Source organism: Rhizobium skierniewicense (genome assembly GCF_014196515.1).
Classification (GTDB): Bacteria; Pseudomonadota; Alphaproteobacteria; order Rhizobiales; family Rhizobiaceae; genus Agrobacterium; species Agrobacterium skierniewicense.
Map to the genome: position 1 here is coordinate 259435 of NZ_JACIDV010000002.1, position 17003 is coordinate 276437.

Sequence of the window (17003 nt, forward strand, 5' to 3'; positions counted from 1 at the left end):
TCCCGTAACATCCCTCTATCTGTCGCTTGGGGTGGGGAGGCCTGTGAGCACCGATGTCGCAAACCATTGAGTTCCTGAAGCCGCGAACCTCCGTGCTCGAAAACCGCGCCAGGATCGTCGCCGACCTGGCCGATCTGCTTCCGCCAGAATGTTTGGTCCATGAGCCGCGAGAACTCGTGCCGTTTGAGACCGACGCCTTCGTTTCCTATCGCCAGGTGCCCTTGGCGGTCGCTTTGCCAAAGACGACCGCGCAGGTTGCTGCCGTCATGAAATATTGCCATCGCTACGGCATTCCCATCGTGCCGCGCGGAGCAGGCACATCCCTTTCCGGCGGTGCCATTCCGCAGGAAGACGCCGTGGTAATCGGTCTTTCGAAGATGACCCGGATTCTCGAAATGGATTTCTTCAACCGCGCAGCGACCGTGCAGGCGGGCGTCACCAATCTGTCGATTTCCGATGTCGCAGGCCCGCAAGGCTTCTTCTATGCGCCCGATCCCAGCTCGCAACTCGCCTGTACCATCGGCGGCAATATCGGCATGAACTCCGGTGGTGCCCATTGCCTGAAATACGGGGTGACGACCAACAATCTGCTCGGCGTGAAGATCGTTCTGGTCGATGGCTCGGTGCTGGAGCTGGGCGGCAAGCATCTGGATGCCAGCGGCTACGATCTGCTTGGCCTCGTCTGCGGCTCGGAAGGCCAGCTGGGCATCGTAACGGAAGCCACCGTTCGGCTGATTGCCAAGCCGGAAGGCGCGCGGCCGGTTCTGTTCGGTTTCGAGACCTCGGAGGAGGCGGGCTCTTGCGTGGCCGATATTATCGGTACGGGCATCATTCCCGTCGCCATCGAATTCATGGACAAACCCGCCATCGAAATCTGCGAGGCTTTTGCCAAGGCCGGGTATCCGCTTGATGTCGGTGCCTTGCTGATTGTCGAGGTTGAGGGGTCTGAAGACGAGATGGATGCGATGCTGGCCGATATCGTCGCTATCGCTCGCAGACATGGCGTCAGAACCGTCCGCGAGTGTCAATCGGCCATGGAAGCCGCTGCGATCTGGAAGGGTCGAAAATCTGCATTCGGTGCAACTGGCCGGATTTCTGATTATATCTGCATGGACGGCACGGTGCCGCTGAGCCAATTGTCGTATGTGCTACAAAGAACCGGCGAAATCGTTGACAGCCTCGGCCTGCGGGTCGCCAATGTCTTCCACGCCGGTGATGGCAACATGCATCCGCTCATTCTTTTCAATGCCAATGACCCAGAAGAGGCCGCCAAAGCGGAAGACGCGGGCAATCAGATCCTGAGGCTTTGTGTCGATGCAGGCGGTTGCCTGACCGGAGAGCACGGCGTTGGCATCGAAAAACGCGACCTCATGCGGCATCAATATTCCGATGCCGATCTGGCGCAGCAGATGGCGGTGCGATCTGCCTTCGACGAAGGCTGGCTTCTCAACCCCTCCAAGGTCTTCCCGCTGGCCGGGCGGCCTGCATCATGAAAGAAATGCTTCTGCCTGCAACCGAAGCCGAGGCGGCTGACCTCATTTGTGAACACGCGCAGTCTGGCCGTGCGCTGGCGATCATCGGTGGCAACACGCGCGTCGGTTTCGGCAATCGGGTCGAGGCCGAAGCGTGTCTTTCGTCACGCAACATGAGCGGCATCGCGGCCTACAATCCCGCTGAAATGGTGATGACGGTAAAGGCTGGAACGCCTGTGGCTGAGGTAGAGGCAGCACTGATATCCGCCAACCAGATGATGGCGTTCGAACCGATGGACCACCGTCCCGTCATGGGCACCGCAGGCGAACCGACCATAGGCGGTATCTTTGCCGCCAACGTGTCCGGCCCGCGCCGTTTCGTGGCTGGTGCCGCGCGCGATAGTCTGCTCGGCATTCGCTTCATCAATGGCAAGGGTGAGGCGATCAAGGCAGGTGGGCGGGTCATGAAGAACGTTACCGGGCTCGATCTGGTCAAGCTTCTGGCGGGTTCTTACGGTACGCTTGGTTTCCTGACGGAGGTTACCTTCCGCGTTTTGCCCATTCCGCCTGCGCAGGCAACGCTCGTCATATCCGGCCTTGAAGACGAGACCGCAACCCGTCTCATGGCCGCTGCCATGGCGACCAGCGTCGAGGTTTCCGGTGCCGCGCATCTGCCGGAGAGCGTAAGGTCGCGTTTTTTGAGCGGTTCGCTACCCGATGGCGCGGCAACCGTTTTAAGGGTCGAAGGCCTTGAGGCTTCGGTCAAGGTGCGGGTGCAAAAATTGCAGACAACCCTGTCCGAATTTGGGCCTTCGATTTTACAGGATGGTGAAAAGAGCACGCTCCTATGGCGCGAAATTCGCGACGTGACGCCGTTTGCAGCCGATCTCAGAAAGCCGCTCTGGCGCGTCTCGGTCGCTCCCTCGCAAGGTTACAAGCTGGTCGCAGCACTGCGATTGGAAGCGGGCATCGATGCGTTTTACGATTGGCAGGGCGGCCTTGTCTGGATGCAGATGGAGGCCGGTATTGAAGCTGACCTCCTCAGCCGACATATCAGGGCGCTGGGTGGTGGACATTCTACCTTGATCCGAGCCCTGCCCATAGCACGCCATGGTGTCGCAGCCTTTGAGCCGCTGACCGTTGCCGAACACGAGCTGACCCGCCGCATCAAGGCCAAGCTTGATCCTGTGGGAATTTTCAATCCGGGTAAGATGGGGATTTAGACATGCAAACCTCGTTCACCCCGCAACAACTCGCCGATCCCCATGTCGCGCAATCAGAGAAAATTTTGCGCAAATGCGTGCATTGCGGTTTCTGCACGGCCACCTGTCCCACTTATGTGACGCTCGGTAACGAACTGGATAGCCCGCGGGGGCGCATCTATCTGATCAAGGATATGCTGGAAAACGACCGCCCTGCGGACGCTCAGGTCGTGACGCATATCGATCGCTGTCTGTCCTGCCTTGCCTGCGTGACCACCTGTCCCTCGGGCGTGGACTATATGCATCTTGTCGATCACGCCCGCATTCACATCGAAAAGACCTACAAGCGACCGCTGATGGATCGGGTGATCCGCAATCTGCTCGCCTTCGTGCTGCCCTATCCACGCCGGTTCCGCACCGCGCTGAAGATGGCGCGGCTCGGCCGACCCGTCGCAGGACTTTTGCGCAAGAGCAAAGCGCTGAGGCCACTTGCATCGATGCTCGATCTGGCGCCCAAATCAGAACCAGCAGCGTCGGTTTTCGCAAATCCGGGTCTTCATGCACCAAAAGCCGAACAACGTGGACGTGTCGCCCTTCTGTCGGGCTGCGCCCAACAAGTGCTCGACCCCGACATCAATGACGCGACCATCCGGCTTCTGAACAGGCTTGGCATCGAGGTGGTGGTGCCGCAAGGGGAGGGCTGTTGCGGTGCGCTTGTGCACCATATGGGCCGGGAAGAACAGGCGCTCTCATCGGCGCGGCGCAATGTCGATGTCTGGATGCGCGAGGTGGAACGCGGCGGCCTGGATGCCATCATCATCACCGCATCCGGCTGCGGCACGACCATCAAGGATTACGGCCACATGTTGCGGCTGGATGCCGCCTACGCTGAAAAGGCGCGGATCGTTTCCGGGCTGGCAAGGGATATCACAGAATATCTGGGCGGGCTTGATCTGCCGTCTCTTGAGCGCAATGGCCTCACGGTCGCCTATCATTCGGCCTGTTCCATGCAGCATGGTCAGAAGATCACGGCCGTGCCGAAACTGTTGCTGAAGGCGGCGGGTTATACCGTTCGCGATCCGGCAGAGGGACATCTCTGTTGCGGCTCGGCCGGAACCTATAACATTCTCCAACCGGAAATTTCGGCGGAGTTGAAAGCGCGCAAGGTCAAGACTATCGAAGCCACGAAAGCCGATATCGTCGCCACGGGCAATCTCGGCTGCATCACGCAGATCGCCAGTGGCACGGAGATACCCATTCTCCACACGATTGAATTGCTGGATTGGGCTTATGGCGGCAAAAAGCCAAAGAAAATCGCGATGGTGCCATAAAAAACGGGCGGTCTGATCACCGCCCGTTTCTCATCGGTTAGCACCTGTGACAGTGCCTACCGCCCCCTGGCGTCCCCCGCCAAAAGAATATGCCGGAACTATTAAATCATTCATCCGCAGCGGCAAGCACGTTCACGTCTGGTTTCAACTCCTCGGCGTGAAGATTTATATTAGCGTTGCTATCAGATCACAATCACACGAGTGCCGACAGTCACGCGCTCATAGAGATCGGTCACATCTTCATTGCGCATACGAATGCAACCGGAGGAATTGTTGCTGCCAATGGTCCATGGCTGGTTGGTGCCGTGAATACGGTAAAGCGTCGAGCCGAGATACATGGCGCGCGCGCCCATCGGGTTTTGCGGCCCGCCTTCCATGAAGGCAGGAAGGTAATGGCCTTTTGCGGCCTCGCGGGTGATCATTTCGCGCGGCGGTGTCCAGCTTGGCCATTCATTCTTGCGGGTAATCTTGTGCGTACCGGCCCATTCAAAGCCCGGCTTGCCCACGCCAACACCGTAACGCCGCGCTTTTCCATCTGCCATCACGAGATAGAGAAAGCGGTTTGGCGTATCAATGACGATGGTACCCGGAGCTTCCTTGCCCTGATACTGCACCATCTGCGGTAAAAACTGCGGCGCGATCCGCAGGCGCGGATCACCTGTCCGTGCGGCCACGGCCTGCGCGCGCGGCTGAGCGATTGGCCGCTGGAACAGCGATGGGCGTGCGGGGCGCTGCGGATAAACGACAGGGCGAACCTGCGCGCCGCCAAGCTGCATCACCCAGGGTGCTGTCAGGTCTGGGCTGACGACGACCGGCGGGCGTTCCCGGTAACGATCATTGGCAAGCGCCGGCAGCGAAACGGCGGAGACGAAGCTCAGCGCCAGAAGAACGGATTTCATCGACATCGGGTGAACTCTCTACATGACACCGGAACATAATCGCCACGTTGCCACCTCCGCGACAGCGAATGGTAAATGGCACTTGATGAAAAGCTGCGATTTGGTCGAAACCTTTTAATAAGGTTAGCGGACCGTTTTGAAACACAGTAAATCAATGGTAATCACCGGCAGACGACGAAAAAGAGCGTGGTAGCCATGACCGAAACCGGACTTTTGACGGGCGAAGACGGCAAGATCCGTTGCTTCTGGCAGCAGGGATTGGCGGATTATGCGCTGTATCACGATGAAGAATGGGGACGCCCGGTCAAGAACGACACGCGCCTGTTCGAGAAAATCTGCCTGGAGGGCTTTCAGTCCGGCCTCTCCTGGTTGACGGTGCTGAGAAAGCGTGAGGCCTTCCGCGCCGCGTTCTGCGGGTTCGATTTCGAAAAGGTTGCGCAGTTCGGCGAGACGGATATCGAGCGCTGCGTCGCCGACAAGGGGATCATTCGCCATCGTGGCAAGATCGTCTCCACCATCAACAATGCCCGGCGGGCCATCGAGATGCGCGACGAATTCGGTTCACTGGCGCGCTATTTCTGGTCGTTTGAACCCAAGCCGGAGGAGCGTCCGCCGGTTTTCTATTACGCGACGCTGCGCGCCAACCCGATCACCCCCGCCTCCACGCGCCTGTCGAAAGATTTGAAAAAGCGCGGCTGGACCTTTGTCGGTCCGACCACGATTTACGCCTTCATGCAGGCCATGGGCATGGTCAACGACCACATCGAAGGTTGCCACTGCCGCCCACGCATTGAAACGCAGAGGCTGGAGTTTTCACGCCCGTGACCCGATTTCCCCACATTCTGCTTACGTCTCTCCTTGCCCTGTCGGTCGTGACGTTCGCTCAGGCGGAAGGCCGCAATGTCGACGGCATCTGGCTTGATGATGGCGAGAGCCTGAAACCTGCTACCATGCCGACAACCGGCCCGCTGGTGCTGAATGGCTGGACACGGCAGGGCAGGGGCGATGTCTATCGCCTCAAGGTTAAGGCTGGCGAGACCCTGAAGGTCACACTCACCAGCCGCAGCGAATTCGTGGTGATGGCCATTTTCGATTTCGCGAAACCGGAAGACGACGCGATCTTCTTTAGCGAAGCAGGCCGGAACACCGCCGTACTGACGCCAAATGCGGATACGGAATGGCTGGTACGCCCGATCCTGGTGCTCAGCTCATCCCGTCGTGGCCTCGGTGCGAATTACACGATTACGGTAGAAAAGCAGCCGTAGGGCCGACCCTCTTGGACACCGTCTAATAGCCTCTGGATTTCAGCCACTGCTGCATCATCGCGATCTCCGCTTCCTGCGCGGTGATAACCTCTTGCGCGAGTTTGCGGATTTCCGGGTCCTTGCCATACTGCAATTGAACCTTTGCCATATTGATCGCGCCCTGATGATGCGGGATCATGCCGCGCACGAAATCCACGTCGGCATTGCCGGTATACTCCATGGACATATCGCCATGCATCTTCTTGCTGGCCTCCATGAAGGCTTTGGTGGAAGCACTCTCGGTGGCGACAGCCTTTGGCATATCATGGCCCGCATGGCCGCCGCTGTCCTGAGCATAGGCTGGTATGATGAAAGTTGCGATCAGGGCGGTCGCGAGGGGAGTGGTCTTTAGGCGCATGCATGATCCTTCCTGTGGCTGATCGAAACTCCAATGGACGTGAACATTATGTCAGTTCGCTGGCAACGACCTTATGGATGATCTGATAATCGCGGCTTTCTTCACCAAACGGCACGACCGGCCAATCCCACCTGCGCGCGATGTTGGGAACAGTCACGCCGTGCAACAGGTCTTCGTGCTGATGCGGCGCGCCTTTTTTATCGATGACGTCGAAAGCGGTATCGGTGATGAGGCATGCCTTGCAGGGAAGACCCGACAGACCATCCAGATGCGCCTGAATGAGCTGCGGCAAGGTATCCTGCGGCATTGCGGGGGCTGGGTGCTTTTCCAGCCGGTTGCGAATCCCGGTGCCGATTTGCGACAGAAGGTTGGCGGACACGACGAAGTCGAGATAGGGCACCAGTCGCAGAAAGCCCAGCGGCTCCAGGGGTTTTCCCGCTTCCAGATCGCCATAGCCGGAGAGATCGCGGTGGTTCAGAACCACGGTTCTGCTGTGTCGCGCATAAAGCTTCGCACGAACGCTGGCCAGATGGACGAGATCGACCAGAACCACGGTGTCGAAGGCCGCAGCCAGCTGTTGCAACGGCACATCCCGCAAGAGGCCGGAGCCGAGCACGACAGCCGTGCGGCGCTGTTTCAGCTTGGCCGCAGCAGAGACAATGAAGCGCTGGCTGTTGTCCTCATGCTCGGCCCAGCCCTGCCTGCAACGGTTCGCCCGCGCCCAGAGATTGACGGAATAGCGGATATGAGGGCGAAATTCCGGCGGCGTCTTGCGGTATGTCGCGGCGTAATTAAGAGCTTCGAGGATCATGATCTAACGGTAGACTTCCCGGCGGTGACCGATTTCAATGACGAGAACCAACAGCTTATTATCCTGTATGTCGCAGAGAATGCGGTAGTCGCCGGTGCGGTAACGCCAGTAGTTGCCGAGTTCGGAGCCTTTCAAAGCTTCGCCTATCTTGCGGGGATTGTCGAGTTGCGCCAGTCGCTCATGAAGGAATGAACGGATACGATTACGGGTTTGCGGATCAAGTTTCTTGATCTGTTTCTGGACAACAATATCGTACTCAATTGTCCAGATCACGCCAGAACTCCTCGGCGCTTACAATCTTCGACTCTCCGCGCTGAATGCGCCGCGTGGCCTCTTCGGCCAGATACAAATCCTCCATATCCTCGATATGTTTTTCAATTGCCTCGCGGATGTAATAGGCGGATGTGCGGCCCGTGCGCTCGGACAGAGCTTTGAGGCGCTCATACGTTTCTTCGGGCAGTCGAATGGCGGTTTGTTTGCTCATGGGTCTCTTCTCCCGTCGGTCGAGTGGGATGCGTGTATCCCACCTAGCATGATTTCCCCGATCACGCCAGCAAAACCGCACCCCTGCGGCCTTGCCGCACAGGGCTTCATCCTCTAATAGACCGGCTTGATCTCAAGAGACAATTGGACCGGCATCATGAGTGAAAAAGCAAAAAAGCCTCAGAAACTGAAAGCCCGCCTGCCGCGCGGCTTCGTGGATCGCTCGAGCGCCGATATTCATGCCACCAATGAGATGATCGAGAAAATCCGTGGCGTCTACGAACTCTACGGTTTTGACCCGATCGAGACGCCGCTGTTCGAGTATACAGATGCACTCGGCAAATTTCTGCCCGACAGCGACCGCCCCAACGAAGGCGTGTTTTCGCTGACGGATGATGACGACCAGTGGATGAGCCTGCGCTATGACCTCACCGCGCCACTTGCTCGCCATGTGGCGGAAAACTTCAACGAGATACAGCTGCCCTTCCGCACCTACCGCGCCGGCTACGTATTCCGCAACGAAAAACCCGGCCCGGGCCGTTTCCGCCAGTTCATGCAGTTCGATGCCGACACGGTGGGGGCCGCAGGCGTGCAGGCGGATGCCGAAATGTGCATGATGATGGCCGATACGCTGGAGGCCCTGGGCATCAAGCGCGGCGATTATGTGATCCGGGTGAACAACCGCAAGGTCCTGGATGGCGTGATGGAAGCCATCGGGCTTGGCGGTGAGGAGAACGCGGCACGGCGGCTGAACGTGCTGCGAGCGATTGATAAGCTCGACAAGTTTGGACCGGAAGGTGTTAAGCTGCTGCTCGGTCCTGGCCGTAAAGATAAATCCGGCGATTTCACAAAGGGCGCTGGGCTAGATGAGGATCAGATTGAAAAAGTATTGAAGCTAGTTGATTGGCAAGCCAATCAGGTTAGTCACAAAAATACAGATAGTAATTTTATCCTTAGCTCGGTTAATCGCATTGATACGAGTGCAATTCGTTCGGAGAATAACGAGTCCACAAATGCATCACGCATTGAAATGCTGATGTTAGCATTTGGATGGAATAAATTAGCCGCGACAGGTATTGATGAATTGGCATTTATGTCCAGATTGTTTGACCTTGGAGGCTACCAAGATCAAATAACAATCGACCCTTCATGCGTCCGTGGCCTCGAATACTACACCGGCCCCGTCTACGAAGCCGAGCTAACTGCGAAAATTCCCAACGAGAAGGGAGAGATTGTACAGTTCGGCTCTGTCGGCGGCGGCGGTCGTTATGATGGTCTGGTGTCGCGGTTTATGGGCCAGCCGGTTCCGGCTACGGGCTTCTCCATCGGCGTCTCACGCCTGATGACGGCGCTGAAAAACCTTGGCAAGCTGGGCCAGACAAAGCCGCTCGCGCCCGTTCTTGTCACCGTCATGGATGGTGATGTGGACAGCATGGGGCGTTACCAGCGCTTTATACAGGCGCTGCGCAATGAGGGCATTCGTGCCGAAATGTATCAGGGCAACTGGAAGAAATTCGGCAATCAGCTGAAATATGCCGACCGCATGGGCGCTCCCATCGCCATCATTCAGGGCGGTGATGAGCGGGCTGAAGGCGTGGTGCAGATCAAGGATCTGATCGAAGGCAAGCGGTTGTCCGGCGAGATCGAGGACAATGCCACGTGGCGCGAAGCCCGTGTGGCGCAGGTCATCGTGCCGGAAGCGGAACTGGTTGCGAAGGTCAAGGAAATTCTGGCAACCCAGGCCGAGGATCGTCAGCGCGAAGCCGGAAGCAAGTGACAGGATGAGCATCATCGCCCTCGATCACGTTCAACTTGCCATGCCTGCAGGCCGTGAGGAGGATGCGCGTAATTTCTACGCTGGCCTTCTTGGATTGTCTGAGCGGGCAAAACCCGACAATCTGGCCAAGCGGGGTGGATGCTGGTTTGAAAGCGGCGCGGTGCGCGTTCATCTCGGTGTCGACGCGGATTTCAAGCCAGCGGCGAAAGCTCATCCTGCTTTTCAGGTCGAGGATTTGGCCCGTTTTCGGAAAACATTCGAGTTGGCAGGCCACCACGTGGTTGAGGATGAGCCGTTGGACGGCTATGACCGCTTCTACGTCTATGACCCTTTTGGAAATCGCATCGAACTGATGCAGCCGCTCCTCCGTGATGAAAAGTAGCATTTCATGCCCCTGATCGACATGCCGGATTTTGCCGGTGACCTCTTGGATGAATTCGATGCGCGTCGCACCAGTCGCGTGAGCACGCCTGTCATCCAGCCAGCAGAACCTTTTCTGGATATGGCAGGCGAGGACCTGCGGCGGCGGATTTTCATGACGGAGAGCGAAACGGGCGCGAGCCTGTGTCTGCGCCCGGAATTCACCATTCCGGTTTGTCTTCGCCACATTGAAACCGCCACCGGGACGCCCAAGCGATACTCGTATCTGGGGGAGGTCTTTCGCCAGCGGCGGGATGGGGCGAGCGAGTTTTATCAGGCTGGTATCGAGGATCTCGGCGATACCAATATTGCGGCCGCCGATGCCCGCGCGATCAGCGACGCGACCGGTATTTTGAAGCGCCTTTTGCCGGGTCGTAAGCTTGTCGTCACGCTGGGTGACCAGCAGGTGTTCGAGGCGGTCGTCGCAGCACTTGGCCTGCCGCTCGGCTGGCAGAAGCGGCTGGTTCACGCGTTTGGTGACACAGTTCAACTGGAAGCACTGCTGCAAAGTCTCGTCAGCCCCAAGCCGATGACAGGGCTCGATGCCCGCGTCGCAGGCCTGCTCGCAACGGGTGAGGAAAAGGTGCTGGTCGACTATATTGACAGCGTCATGGAAGACACCGGCTATTCCACCAATGCCAGCCGGTCCCCGCAGGAAATCGCTCGCCGTCTGCGCGAGAAACTGGCGCTCGCCGCGACGCGTCTGCCAGATGAGAGCTTCGAATTGCTGAAACAGTTCCTTGCCCTGCAAGCACCGCTATCGCAGGCATCGCAGACGCTTGCCGAATTTGCCGACAAGGCGAAGTTGAAACTGGACAGCGCGCTGTCTGCCTTTGATGCGCGCGTTGCGGCACTGGCCAATGGCGGTATCGATCTGGATGGCATCGCCTATCGTGCGGCCTTCGGGCGTCCGCTGGATTATTATACGGGCCTTGTCTTCGAGGTCGTCGTGGACGGTGAGGGGGCGGTGCTGGCCGGTGGTGGTCGTTTCGACCGGCTGATGACGCTGCTCGGCGCAAAAGACAAGATCCCGGCGGTCGGTTTCTCGCTCTGGCTGGATCGCATCGAAGCCGTGAGGGCCAAGCCATGACCATGACCATCGCCTTGCCCTCCAAGGGCCGCATGAAGGAAGACGCCTCCGCCATTCTGGAGCGTGCAGGCCTCAAAGTTCTGGCCATCGGCAATGAGCGGTCCTATCGCGGCCGGGTCGAGGGACGCGACGATATCGAAATCGCCTATCTCTCGGCATCCGAAATTGCCAGAGAAATCGGCAATGGCACGGTGGATTTCGGCGTGACCGGCGAGGACCTCGTGCGCGAGGATCTTGTTGATGTGGATAAGCGCGTCGAGTTCTGCGCGCGTCTTGGTTTCGGCCATGCCGATGTTGTGGTTGCGGTGCCGGAAATCTGGCTGGATGTGGACAGCATGGCCGATCTCGGCGACGTCGCCGCCGAGTTTCGCGCCCGCCACGGCCGCCGCCTTGCCATCGCTACGAAGTACTGGCGACTGACGCAGCAGTTCTTCTCGCGCCAGCACGGCATCCAGCTTTACCGCATCGTCGAAAGCCTGGGCGCGACCGAGGGCGCTCCGGCGGCGGGGCAGGCGGATATCATCGTCGATATCACCTCCACCGGCTCGACGCTGGCGGCAAACCATCTCAAAATTTTGACGGACGGCGTCATTCTGCGCTCACAAGCCTGTTTCATCCGGGCACGCAAACCGGAGCATGAAGGGGATGCTGTTGTGGCGGATATCGTTTCACGTCTGACGTCTGCCCTGTAGAAAACGACGCTGGATATCAAAAATACAAAAAAGCCGCCGGAGCAATCCAGCGGCCTTCTTTATGAATTGAGCATCAGCTTACGCGTGGGCGAGGCTGAGGCCGCGGCGGGCGTCGAGCGAATAGGCTCCTGCGCCGAAAGTGGCAAGCAGGATGTAAGCGCCAGCCAGCGTAATGTTCTTCATCAGCATGATGCCGTTCAGCGTGTTGATCCAGCCCAGAGCCGCATCAGGCCAGCCGGGAACGGCAACCGTGCCGCTGTGGAACACGAGACCGGTGAATACGCAGAACACCGCCAGCGCCCAGGCGGCGATCTTTGTCTGGAAACCGACGAGAATGGCAAGACCCGCAACCAGTTCAAACAGACCAGCCAGATAGGCCAGCGCGGTTGCAGCAGGAAGGCCAGCGCCGGTGATCATGCCAGCCGTACCGGCAGGATCGGCCAGCTTGCCGAAGCCGGACCAGATGAAAATGAAGGAGAGAAGAATGCGTGCGAGGAGCACGAGTGCGTTCTGGCTGCTGGACATTGGGTGTCTCCGAAGGTGATGCCGGGTGGCAGGAATGTGTGCCCAACATATGCGCCAAATTGCCCCGTTCGCACAGATGAACAACTGAAGACTATTTGTTCACTATTTGAAGACAGTGGTAGGTATGGTTTGGCTCAGAGATGTGGCCTGACCCGGCTTCTTATCAACCAGCTTCCAGGCCCAAGTGCTTTTATCTCATAAGGCGCGAGATCTTTTAGTGGCACGAATATTGATGACTGACGGTGTTCTATGATCAGTCCCGCCGCTTTTTCGATGAAGGCGTACTCGTCACATGCCACTGTCGTGCCGGAGCGAAGCGGCACAATCTTGTCGGCCTCACATGCAATAGCGTTGTTTTTATGTGGGAGGAGCATAGACAGCACGCATCCGCCAACGAGACACAGAACGATAAAAACACCGTGACCGATAGCCCCTCGAGCCAAAAATCGCGGTGTGAAATAGAGAACAACTCCTGCAGCGATAAGGTAAATTATGCCGCTTAGCCCTATAATGAAGAGCAGAGGAAAACAGAATAAAGACAGGCCGAGAGTGATGCCAAAAAACGGCTGCTCAAATATCCAACGTGGAAATTCCCAACGCCGCTGCTCAAGATCGACTGGGTGAGCTTCAAATATCCGACCGAAACATAGTAATATATTACACATTACTAACGACTTTAAGCTGAAAAGCTCGGCCCAAAGGAGAGTGAGGAGTAGCCTGACGTCGTTTGATGGCACAGGTACGGGCACACTAGCAATGCTGTAGACAGTTGATCCAACCGCGAACATCAAGGGCGCTGCTAACACTAAGAGACATCGTCTGCGAGCAAACGACAACGACGTGGGTGGGCTCTTGGTTATTTGCTCGGCTTCAGACACCTAATCTCCAATCCAAGGGTTGCATTTAGCGCCCTAACTCGCTGAACGATACTGTGCCAGTGCGATAGCCACAACAAAAAAGGCGGCCCGCAAGGACCGCCTTTCGTGTTCCGGAGGGTATCGACTTCTTAGAAGTCCATACCGCCCATGCCACCGCCTGGCATAGGAGGCATTGGAGCGTCCTTCTTGGGTAGCTCGGCAATCATGGCTTCTGTCGTAATCAGCAGGGAAGCAACCGAAGCTGCATTCTGCAGGGCTGTGCGAACAACCTTGACCGGATCGACGATACCCATGGCAATCATGTCGCCATACTCGGAGGTCTGGGCGTTGTAGCCCCAGTTCTCTTCGTTCTTCTCGAGGATCTTGCCAACAACGATGGAGGCTTCGTCACCTGCGTTTTCAGCGATCTGGCGAACCAGCGACTGGAGAGCGCGGCGAACGATGTTGATGCCAGCTTCCTGGTCGTCGTTCGCACCCTTGACGGTGATCTTCGTGGAAGAGCGCAGAAGAGCTGTACCGCCGCCTGGGACGATGCCTTCCTGAACTGCAGCGCGCGTCGCGTTCAAAGCGTCGTCGATGCGGTCCTTGCGTTCCTTGACTTCGATTTCCGTGGAGCCGCCAACGCGGATGACGGCAACGCCGCCAGCGAGCTTGGCAAGACGTTCCTGCAGCTTTTCGCGGTCGTAATCGGACGATGTTTCTTCGATCTGAGCCTTGATCTGCGCAACGCGGCCTTCGATGTCGGACTTCTGGCCCGAACCGTCAACGATCGTTGTGTTTTCCTTGGTGATCGAGACCTTCTTCGCCTTGCCGAGCATGTCGAGCGTGACGTTTTCGAGCTTGATGCCGATATCTTCGGAAATAACGGTACCGCCGGTCAGGATCGCGATGTCTTCGAGCATGGCCTTGCGGCGATCGCCGAAGCCAGGAGCCTTGACAGCAGCAATCTTCAGGCCGCCACGAAGCTTGTTGACGACGAGCGTAGCAAGAGCTTCGCCTTCAACGTCTTCAGCGATGATGACGAGTGGCTTGCCGGTCTGAACGACAGCCTCGAGAACGGGCAGCATGGCCTGAAGGTTCGAAAGCTTCTTCTCGTGGAGAAGAATGTAAGCGTCTTCCAGGTCAGCAACCATCTTTTCAGGGTTGGTGACGAAGTAAGGGCTGAGGTAGCCGCGGTCGAACTGCATGCCTTCGACGACTTCGAGTTCAGTCTCGGCAGTCTTGGCTTCTTCGACGGTGATAACACCTTCGTTGCCGACCTTCTGCATGGCTTCGGCAATGTCCTTGCCAACCTGCGTGTCGCCGTTTGCAGAGATCGTGCCAACCTGTGCAACTTCTTCAGACGTGGAGATCTTCTTGGCCTTGGCCTGAAGGTCCTTCACGACTTCGGACACTGCCAGGTCGATACCGCGCTTGAGGTCCATTGGGTTCATGCCGGCTGCAACAGCCTTGTTGCCTTCGCGAACGATGGCCTGTGCAAGAACGGTCGCAGTCGTGGTGCCGTCACCAGCAATGTCGTTGGTCTTCGAAGCAACTTCGCGGACCATCTGTGCGCCCATGTTTTCGAACTTGTCTTCAAGTTCGATTTCCTTGGCGACGGAAACGCCGTCCTTGGTGATGCGCGGTGCGCCGAAGGACTTGTCGATGATGACGTTACGGCCCTTCGGACCAAGCGTTACCTTCACTGCGTCTGCGAGAACATCGACGCCACGAAGCATCTTTTCGCGCGCTGTGCGGCCGAATTTAATTTCTTTAGCTGCCATTGTAGAAAACTCCCGGGCTCATGGCCCATTGGTTGTCATGGAAAAGTGAGAAGAACCGGCTCGATCAGCCGATAACGCCCATGATGTCGGATTCCTTCATGATCAGAAGGTCTTCGCCGTCGAGCTTGACTTCAGTGCCGGACCACTTGCCGAACAGAACGCGGTCGCCAGCCTTGACATCAAGAGGAACGAGCTTGCCGCTATCGTCGCGAGCGCCGGTGCCGACAGCGACGATTTCGCCTTCCTGCGGCTTTTCCTTGGCGGTATCAGGAATGATGATGCCGCCCTTGGTCTTTGCTTCAGACTCAACGCGACGAACGACGACGCGGTCATGCAGCGGACGGAAAGTTGTGCTTGTCATTGTCTAATCCCTCGATCAAATGACCTGTACGGACCACTCAAAGGTCCGCTTGATAAGTGTTAGCACTCCTCATTGGAGAGTGCTAGCGAGGCAGAGATAGGGGTGTCTCCAAGGGGAGTCAAGAACGCCCTGTCGGAAATATTTCATATAAATTGGTTATCAGTCGTTCATGACAGATTTTGTAAGCCCGCCACCAACTGCCAAACCGACCCTGAAAGAACTCACCTCGGTCTTTGCCCGTATCGGCTTTTTGAGCTTCGGAGGGCCAGCAGGTCAGATCGGCATGATGCACCGCGTTCTGGTGGATGAAAGGCGTTGGGTATCAGACGCCCGCTTCATGCACGCCCTCAACTACTGCATGCTGCTGCCTGGCCCGGAGGCGCAGCAACTCGCCACCTATATCGGCTGGCTGTTGCACGGCGTGCGCGGCGGTATAATTGCCGGTACGCTGTTCATCCTGCCCGGCTTCGTCACCATCGTTGCTCTTGCCGCTGCCTATTGCCTTTATCAGGACACCCATTGGCTGCCCGGTCTTTTGTTCGGACTGAAAGCCTGCGTGCTGGCCATCGTAATCGAAGCCTTGATCCGCGTGGCGAAACGCGCCTTGGTCAGCCGCTTTCTGGTCGCCATCGCTGCCGCCGCATTCATCGCGCTCTTCGTTTTTGGCCTGCCGTTTCCACTCGTCATCCTGGTCGCCGGTCTGCTCGGCTTTCTGAGAGGGCGGCGTGGTGACCAGGCCGAGCAGGCACACACAGACCACGAAAATGATGCAGCTCCCGTGACGTTTCTGTCGCGGGTGATGGGGCTTGTCCTGGGTCTGATGATCTGGCAGATCCCGCTCGCCGTGATCTATCTCTTCTCAGCGCCGGAAACCTTGGCGACCTTGCAAAGCTTCTTCTCGCGCATGGCGGTGGTGACCTTCGGCGGGGCCTATGCGGTGCTGGCCTATGTCGCGCAGGTGGCGGTGGAAACCCATGGCTGGCTGACAGCAGGCGAAATGCTGGATGGTCTTGCGCTGGCTGAGGCAACGCCGGGGCCGCTGGTGCTGGTTCTGCCCTATATCGGGTTTCTCGCCGGGTTTCGTCATGCGGACTGGCTGGACCCGATGGTGGCGGGCGTTCTAGGCTCGATGGTCACGGCCTGGGCGACGTTTGTGCCGAGTTTCATCTTCATTTTTCTCGGTGCGCCCTATGTTGAAAAGGTGCGCAACAATTCAACTCTGTCGGCGGCCTTATCAGCTATCACGGCGGCGGTCGTTGGGGTCATCCTCAACCTTTCCATCTGGTTTGGCTTGCATGTGCTGTTTGCGCAGGTGGAACGCATTGCCATCCTGCCAAGCTTCGGTCCCGGCATATCCTGGCCGCTCTGGAGCACGCTCGATCCTTTCGCGAGCGGCCTTCTGGTCGTATCCCTGCTGATGCTAACGCGCTGGAAACTCGGTATGGTGCCGGTGCTTGCACTCGGCATAGCAAGTGGTGTTCTGCGCCTCTGGCTGATCTGACGCGTTGGTGGGCGACCCAACTGCACCATCGGGTCGGTTACCTCAACTTGATCACTTCTCTTGATCGATGGCGCCGAGATCGAGGGGTTCAGCCGCAGCGCTTGAGGACACATGAGGCGTGCCATCGCGGTATGCC

Annotated in this window: 18 protein-coding genes; 10 read left to right on the top strand and 8 right to left on the bottom strand. The window is 57.8% G+C overall.

Annotated elements, in window-relative coordinates; all coding sequences use genetic code 11:
- Nucleotides 1-53: 53 nt before the first annotated feature.
- From GGQ73_RS03995 to glcF, 3 genes are read left to right on the top strand one after another with little or no spacing between them, the layout of a single operon-like run.
- Nucleotides 54-1493 carry an FAD-linked oxidase C-terminal domain-containing protein gene (locus tag GGQ73_RS03995; RefSeq protein ID WP_183894132.1) on the top strand — a complete coding sequence of 480 codons (1440 nt, stop codon included), beginning with the start codon at nucleotides 54-56 and terminating at the stop codon, nucleotides 1491-1493.
- Nucleotides 1494-1498: 5 nt separating this feature from the next.
- Complete coding sequence (locus GGQ73_RS04000) at nucleotides 1499-2695, top strand: FAD-binding protein (protein ID WP_183894461.1); 1197 nt, start codon at nucleotides 1499-1501, stop codon at nucleotides 2693-2695.
- A gap of 2 nt (nucleotides 2696-2697) precedes the next feature.
- A complete protein-coding gene (gene glcF, locus GGQ73_RS04005; protein ID WP_183894134.1) occupies nucleotides 2698-4005 on the top strand; it encodes a glycolate oxidase subunit GlcF in 1308 nt (435 codons plus the stop codon).
- A 182-nt stretch (nucleotides 4006-4187) separates the two neighbouring features.
- Here the strand turns inward: glcF and GGQ73_RS04010 are convergent, their stop codons facing one another.
- A complete protein-coding gene (locus tag GGQ73_RS04010; protein ID WP_174152162.1) occupies nucleotides 4188-4910 on the bottom strand; it encodes a L,D-transpeptidase in 723 nt (240 codons plus the stop codon).
- A 189-nt stretch (nucleotides 4911-5099) separates the two neighbouring features.
- On the opposite strand from GGQ73_RS04010, the gene GGQ73_RS04015 reads away from it, so the two are divergent.
- Entirely contained in the window at nucleotides 5100-5729 is a 630-nt protein-coding gene (locus GGQ73_RS04015) for a DNA-3-methyladenine glycosylase I (protein WP_183894136.1), read from the top strand.
- A 14-nt stretch (nucleotides 5730-5743) separates the two neighbouring features.
- Nucleotides 5744-6169, top strand: a complete 426-nt coding sequence (locus GGQ73_RS04020; protein WP_412762952.1) for a hypothetical protein — start codon at nucleotides 5744-5746, stop codon at nucleotides 6167-6169.
- Between the two features lie 22 nt (nucleotides 6170-6191).
- Here GGQ73_RS04020 and copM read toward each other — a convergent pair whose 3' ends face one another.
- Genes copM through relB form a run of 4 tightly spaced genes read right to left on the bottom strand, consistent with a single transcriptional unit; the run spans nucleotide 6192 to nucleotide 7861 of the window.
- Entirely contained in the window at nucleotides 6192-6566 is a 375-nt protein-coding gene (copM, locus tag GGQ73_RS04025; RefSeq protein WP_183894140.1) for a CopM family metallochaperone, read from the bottom strand.
- A 46-nt stretch (nucleotides 6567-6612) separates the two neighbouring features.
- Nucleotides 6613-7377 carry a hypothetical protein gene (locus GGQ73_RS04030; RefSeq protein ID WP_183894142.1) on the bottom strand — a complete coding sequence of 255 codons (765 nt, stop codon included), beginning with the start codon at nucleotides 7375-7377 and terminating at the stop codon, nucleotides 6613-6615.
- A gap of 3 nt (nucleotides 7378-7380) precedes the next feature.
- Nucleotides 7381-7650 carry a type II toxin-antitoxin system RelE family toxin gene (locus GGQ73_RS04035; RefSeq protein WP_183894144.1) on the bottom strand — a complete coding sequence of 90 codons (270 nt, stop codon included), beginning with the start codon at nucleotides 7648-7650 and terminating at the stop codon, nucleotides 7381-7383.
- Nucleotides 7634-7861 (bottom strand): type II toxin-antitoxin system RelB family antitoxin, encoded by a 228-nt coding sequence (relB, locus tag GGQ73_RS04040; RefSeq protein ID WP_183894146.1) that lies wholly within the window; start codon nucleotides 7859-7861, stop codon nucleotides 7634-7636. Before relB ends, GGQ73_RS04035 begins: the two co-directional genes overlap by 17 nt.
- A gap of 156 nt (nucleotides 7862-8017) precedes the next feature.
- On the opposite strand from relB, the gene hisS reads away from it, so the two are divergent.
- Genes hisS through hisG form a run of 4 tightly spaced genes read left to right on the top strand, consistent with a single transcriptional unit; the run spans nucleotide 8018 to nucleotide 11839 of the window.
- Nucleotides 8018-9637: a histidine--tRNA ligase gene (hisS, locus tag GGQ73_RS04045; protein WP_183894148.1), complete on the top strand. Its 1620-nt coding sequence runs from the start codon at nucleotides 8018-8020 to the stop codon at nucleotides 9635-9637.
- Nucleotides 9638-9641: 4 nt separating this feature from the next.
- Nucleotides 9642-10019 carry a VOC family protein gene (locus GGQ73_RS04050; protein WP_183894150.1) on the top strand — a complete coding sequence of 126 codons (378 nt, stop codon included), beginning with the start codon at nucleotides 9642-9644 and terminating at the stop codon, nucleotides 10017-10019.
- 6 nt (nucleotides 10020-10025) lie between these two features.
- Nucleotides 10026-11147, top strand: a complete 1122-nt coding sequence (locus tag GGQ73_RS04055) for an ATP phosphoribosyltransferase regulatory subunit (RefSeq protein WP_183894152.1) — start codon at nucleotides 10026-10028, stop codon at nucleotides 11145-11147.
- Nucleotides 11144-11839 (top strand): ATP phosphoribosyltransferase, encoded by a 696-nt coding sequence (gene hisG / locus GGQ73_RS04060; RefSeq protein WP_183894154.1) that lies wholly within the window; start codon nucleotides 11144-11146, stop codon nucleotides 11837-11839. The genes GGQ73_RS04055 and hisG overlap by 4 nt, the downstream gene beginning before the upstream one ends.
- Nucleotides 11840-11917: 78 nt before the next feature.
- Here hisG and GGQ73_RS04065 read toward each other — a convergent pair whose 3' ends face one another.
- From GGQ73_RS04065 to groES, 3 genes are all read right to left on the bottom strand, one after another.
- Entirely contained in the window at nucleotides 11918-12364 is a 447-nt protein-coding gene (locus tag GGQ73_RS04065; protein ID WP_183894156.1) for a DoxX family protein, read from the bottom strand.
- Nucleotides 12365-13370: 1006 nt separating this feature from the next.
- Entirely contained in the window at nucleotides 13371-15005 is a 1635-nt protein-coding gene (groL, locus tag GGQ73_RS04075) for a chaperonin GroEL (protein ID WP_183894160.1), read from the bottom strand.
- Nucleotides 15006-15069: 64 nt separating this feature from the next.
- On the bottom strand, nucleotides 15070-15366 hold the full coding sequence (groES, locus tag GGQ73_RS04080; RefSeq protein WP_045229730.1) for a co-chaperone GroES: 297 nt from the start codon (nucleotides 15364-15366) through the stop codon (nucleotides 15070-15072).
- Between the two features lie 169 nt (nucleotides 15367-15535).
- Here groES and chrA point away from each other — a divergent pair, with 169 nt between their 5' ends.
- Nucleotides 15536-16867: a chromate efflux transporter gene (chrA, locus tag GGQ73_RS04085; protein WP_183894162.1), complete on the top strand. Its 1332-nt coding sequence runs from the start codon at nucleotides 15536-15538 to the stop codon at nucleotides 16865-16867.
- The last annotated feature ends 136 nt before the right edge of the window (nucleotides 16868-17003 follow it).

Excerpts from the sequence above, each read along its gene's own strand:
- GGQ73_RS03995 (WP_183894132.1), top strand. The coding sequence starts at position 54 with ATGTCGCAAACCATTGAGTTCCTGAAGCCGCGAACCTCCGTGCTCGAA.
- GGQ73_RS04000 (WP_183894461.1), top strand. The coding sequence starts at position 1,499 with ATGCTTCTGCCTGCAACCGAAGCCGAGGCGGCTGACCTCATTTGTGAA.
- glcF (WP_183894134.1), top strand. The coding sequence starts at position 2,698 with ATGCAAACCTCGTTCACCCCGCAACAACTCGCCGATCCCCATGTCGCG.
- GGQ73_RS04010 (WP_174152162.1), bottom strand. The coding sequence starts at position 4,910 with ATGTCGATGAAATCCGTTCTTCTGGCGCTGAGCTTCGTCTCCGCCGTT.
- GGQ73_RS04015 (WP_183894136.1), top strand. The coding sequence starts at position 5,100 with ATGACCGAAACCGGACTTTTGACGGGCGAAGACGGCAAGATCCGTTGC.
- copM (WP_183894140.1), bottom strand. The coding sequence starts at position 6,566 with ATGCGCCTAAAGACCACTCCCCTCGCGACCGCCCTGATCGCAACTTTC.
- GGQ73_RS04030 (WP_183894142.1), bottom strand. The coding sequence starts at position 7,377 with ATGATCCTCGAAGCTCTTAATTACGCCGCGACATACCGCAAGACGCCG.
- relB (WP_183894146.1), bottom strand. The coding sequence starts at position 7,861 with ATGAGCAAACAAACCGCCATTCGACTGCCCGAAGAAACGTATGAGCGC.
- hisS (WP_183894148.1), top strand. The coding sequence starts at position 8,018 with ATGAGTGAAAAAGCAAAAAAGCCTCAGAAACTGAAAGCCCGCCTGCCG.
- GGQ73_RS04050 (WP_183894150.1), top strand. The coding sequence starts at position 9,642 with ATGAGCATCATCGCCCTCGATCACGTTCAACTTGCCATGCCTGCAGGC.
- GGQ73_RS04055 (WP_183894152.1), top strand. The coding sequence starts at position 10,026 with ATGCCCCTGATCGACATGCCGGATTTTGCCGGTGACCTCTTGGATGAA.
- hisG (WP_183894154.1), top strand. The coding sequence starts at position 11,144 with ATGACCATGACCATCGCCTTGCCCTCCAAGGGCCGCATGAAGGAAGAC.
- GGQ73_RS04065 (WP_183894156.1), bottom strand. The coding sequence starts at position 12,364 with ATGTCCAGCAGCCAGAACGCACTCGTGCTCCTCGCACGCATTCTTCTC.
- groL (WP_183894160.1), bottom strand. The coding sequence starts at position 15,005 with ATGGCAGCTAAAGAAATTAAATTCGGCCGCACAGCGCGCGAAAAGATG.
- groES (WP_045229730.1), bottom strand. The coding sequence starts at position 15,366 with ATGACAAGCACAACTTTCCGTCCGCTGCATGACCGCGTCGTCGTTCGT.
- chrA (WP_183894162.1), top strand. The coding sequence starts at position 15,536 with ATGACAGATTTTGTAAGCCCGCCACCAACTGCCAAACCGACCCTGAAA.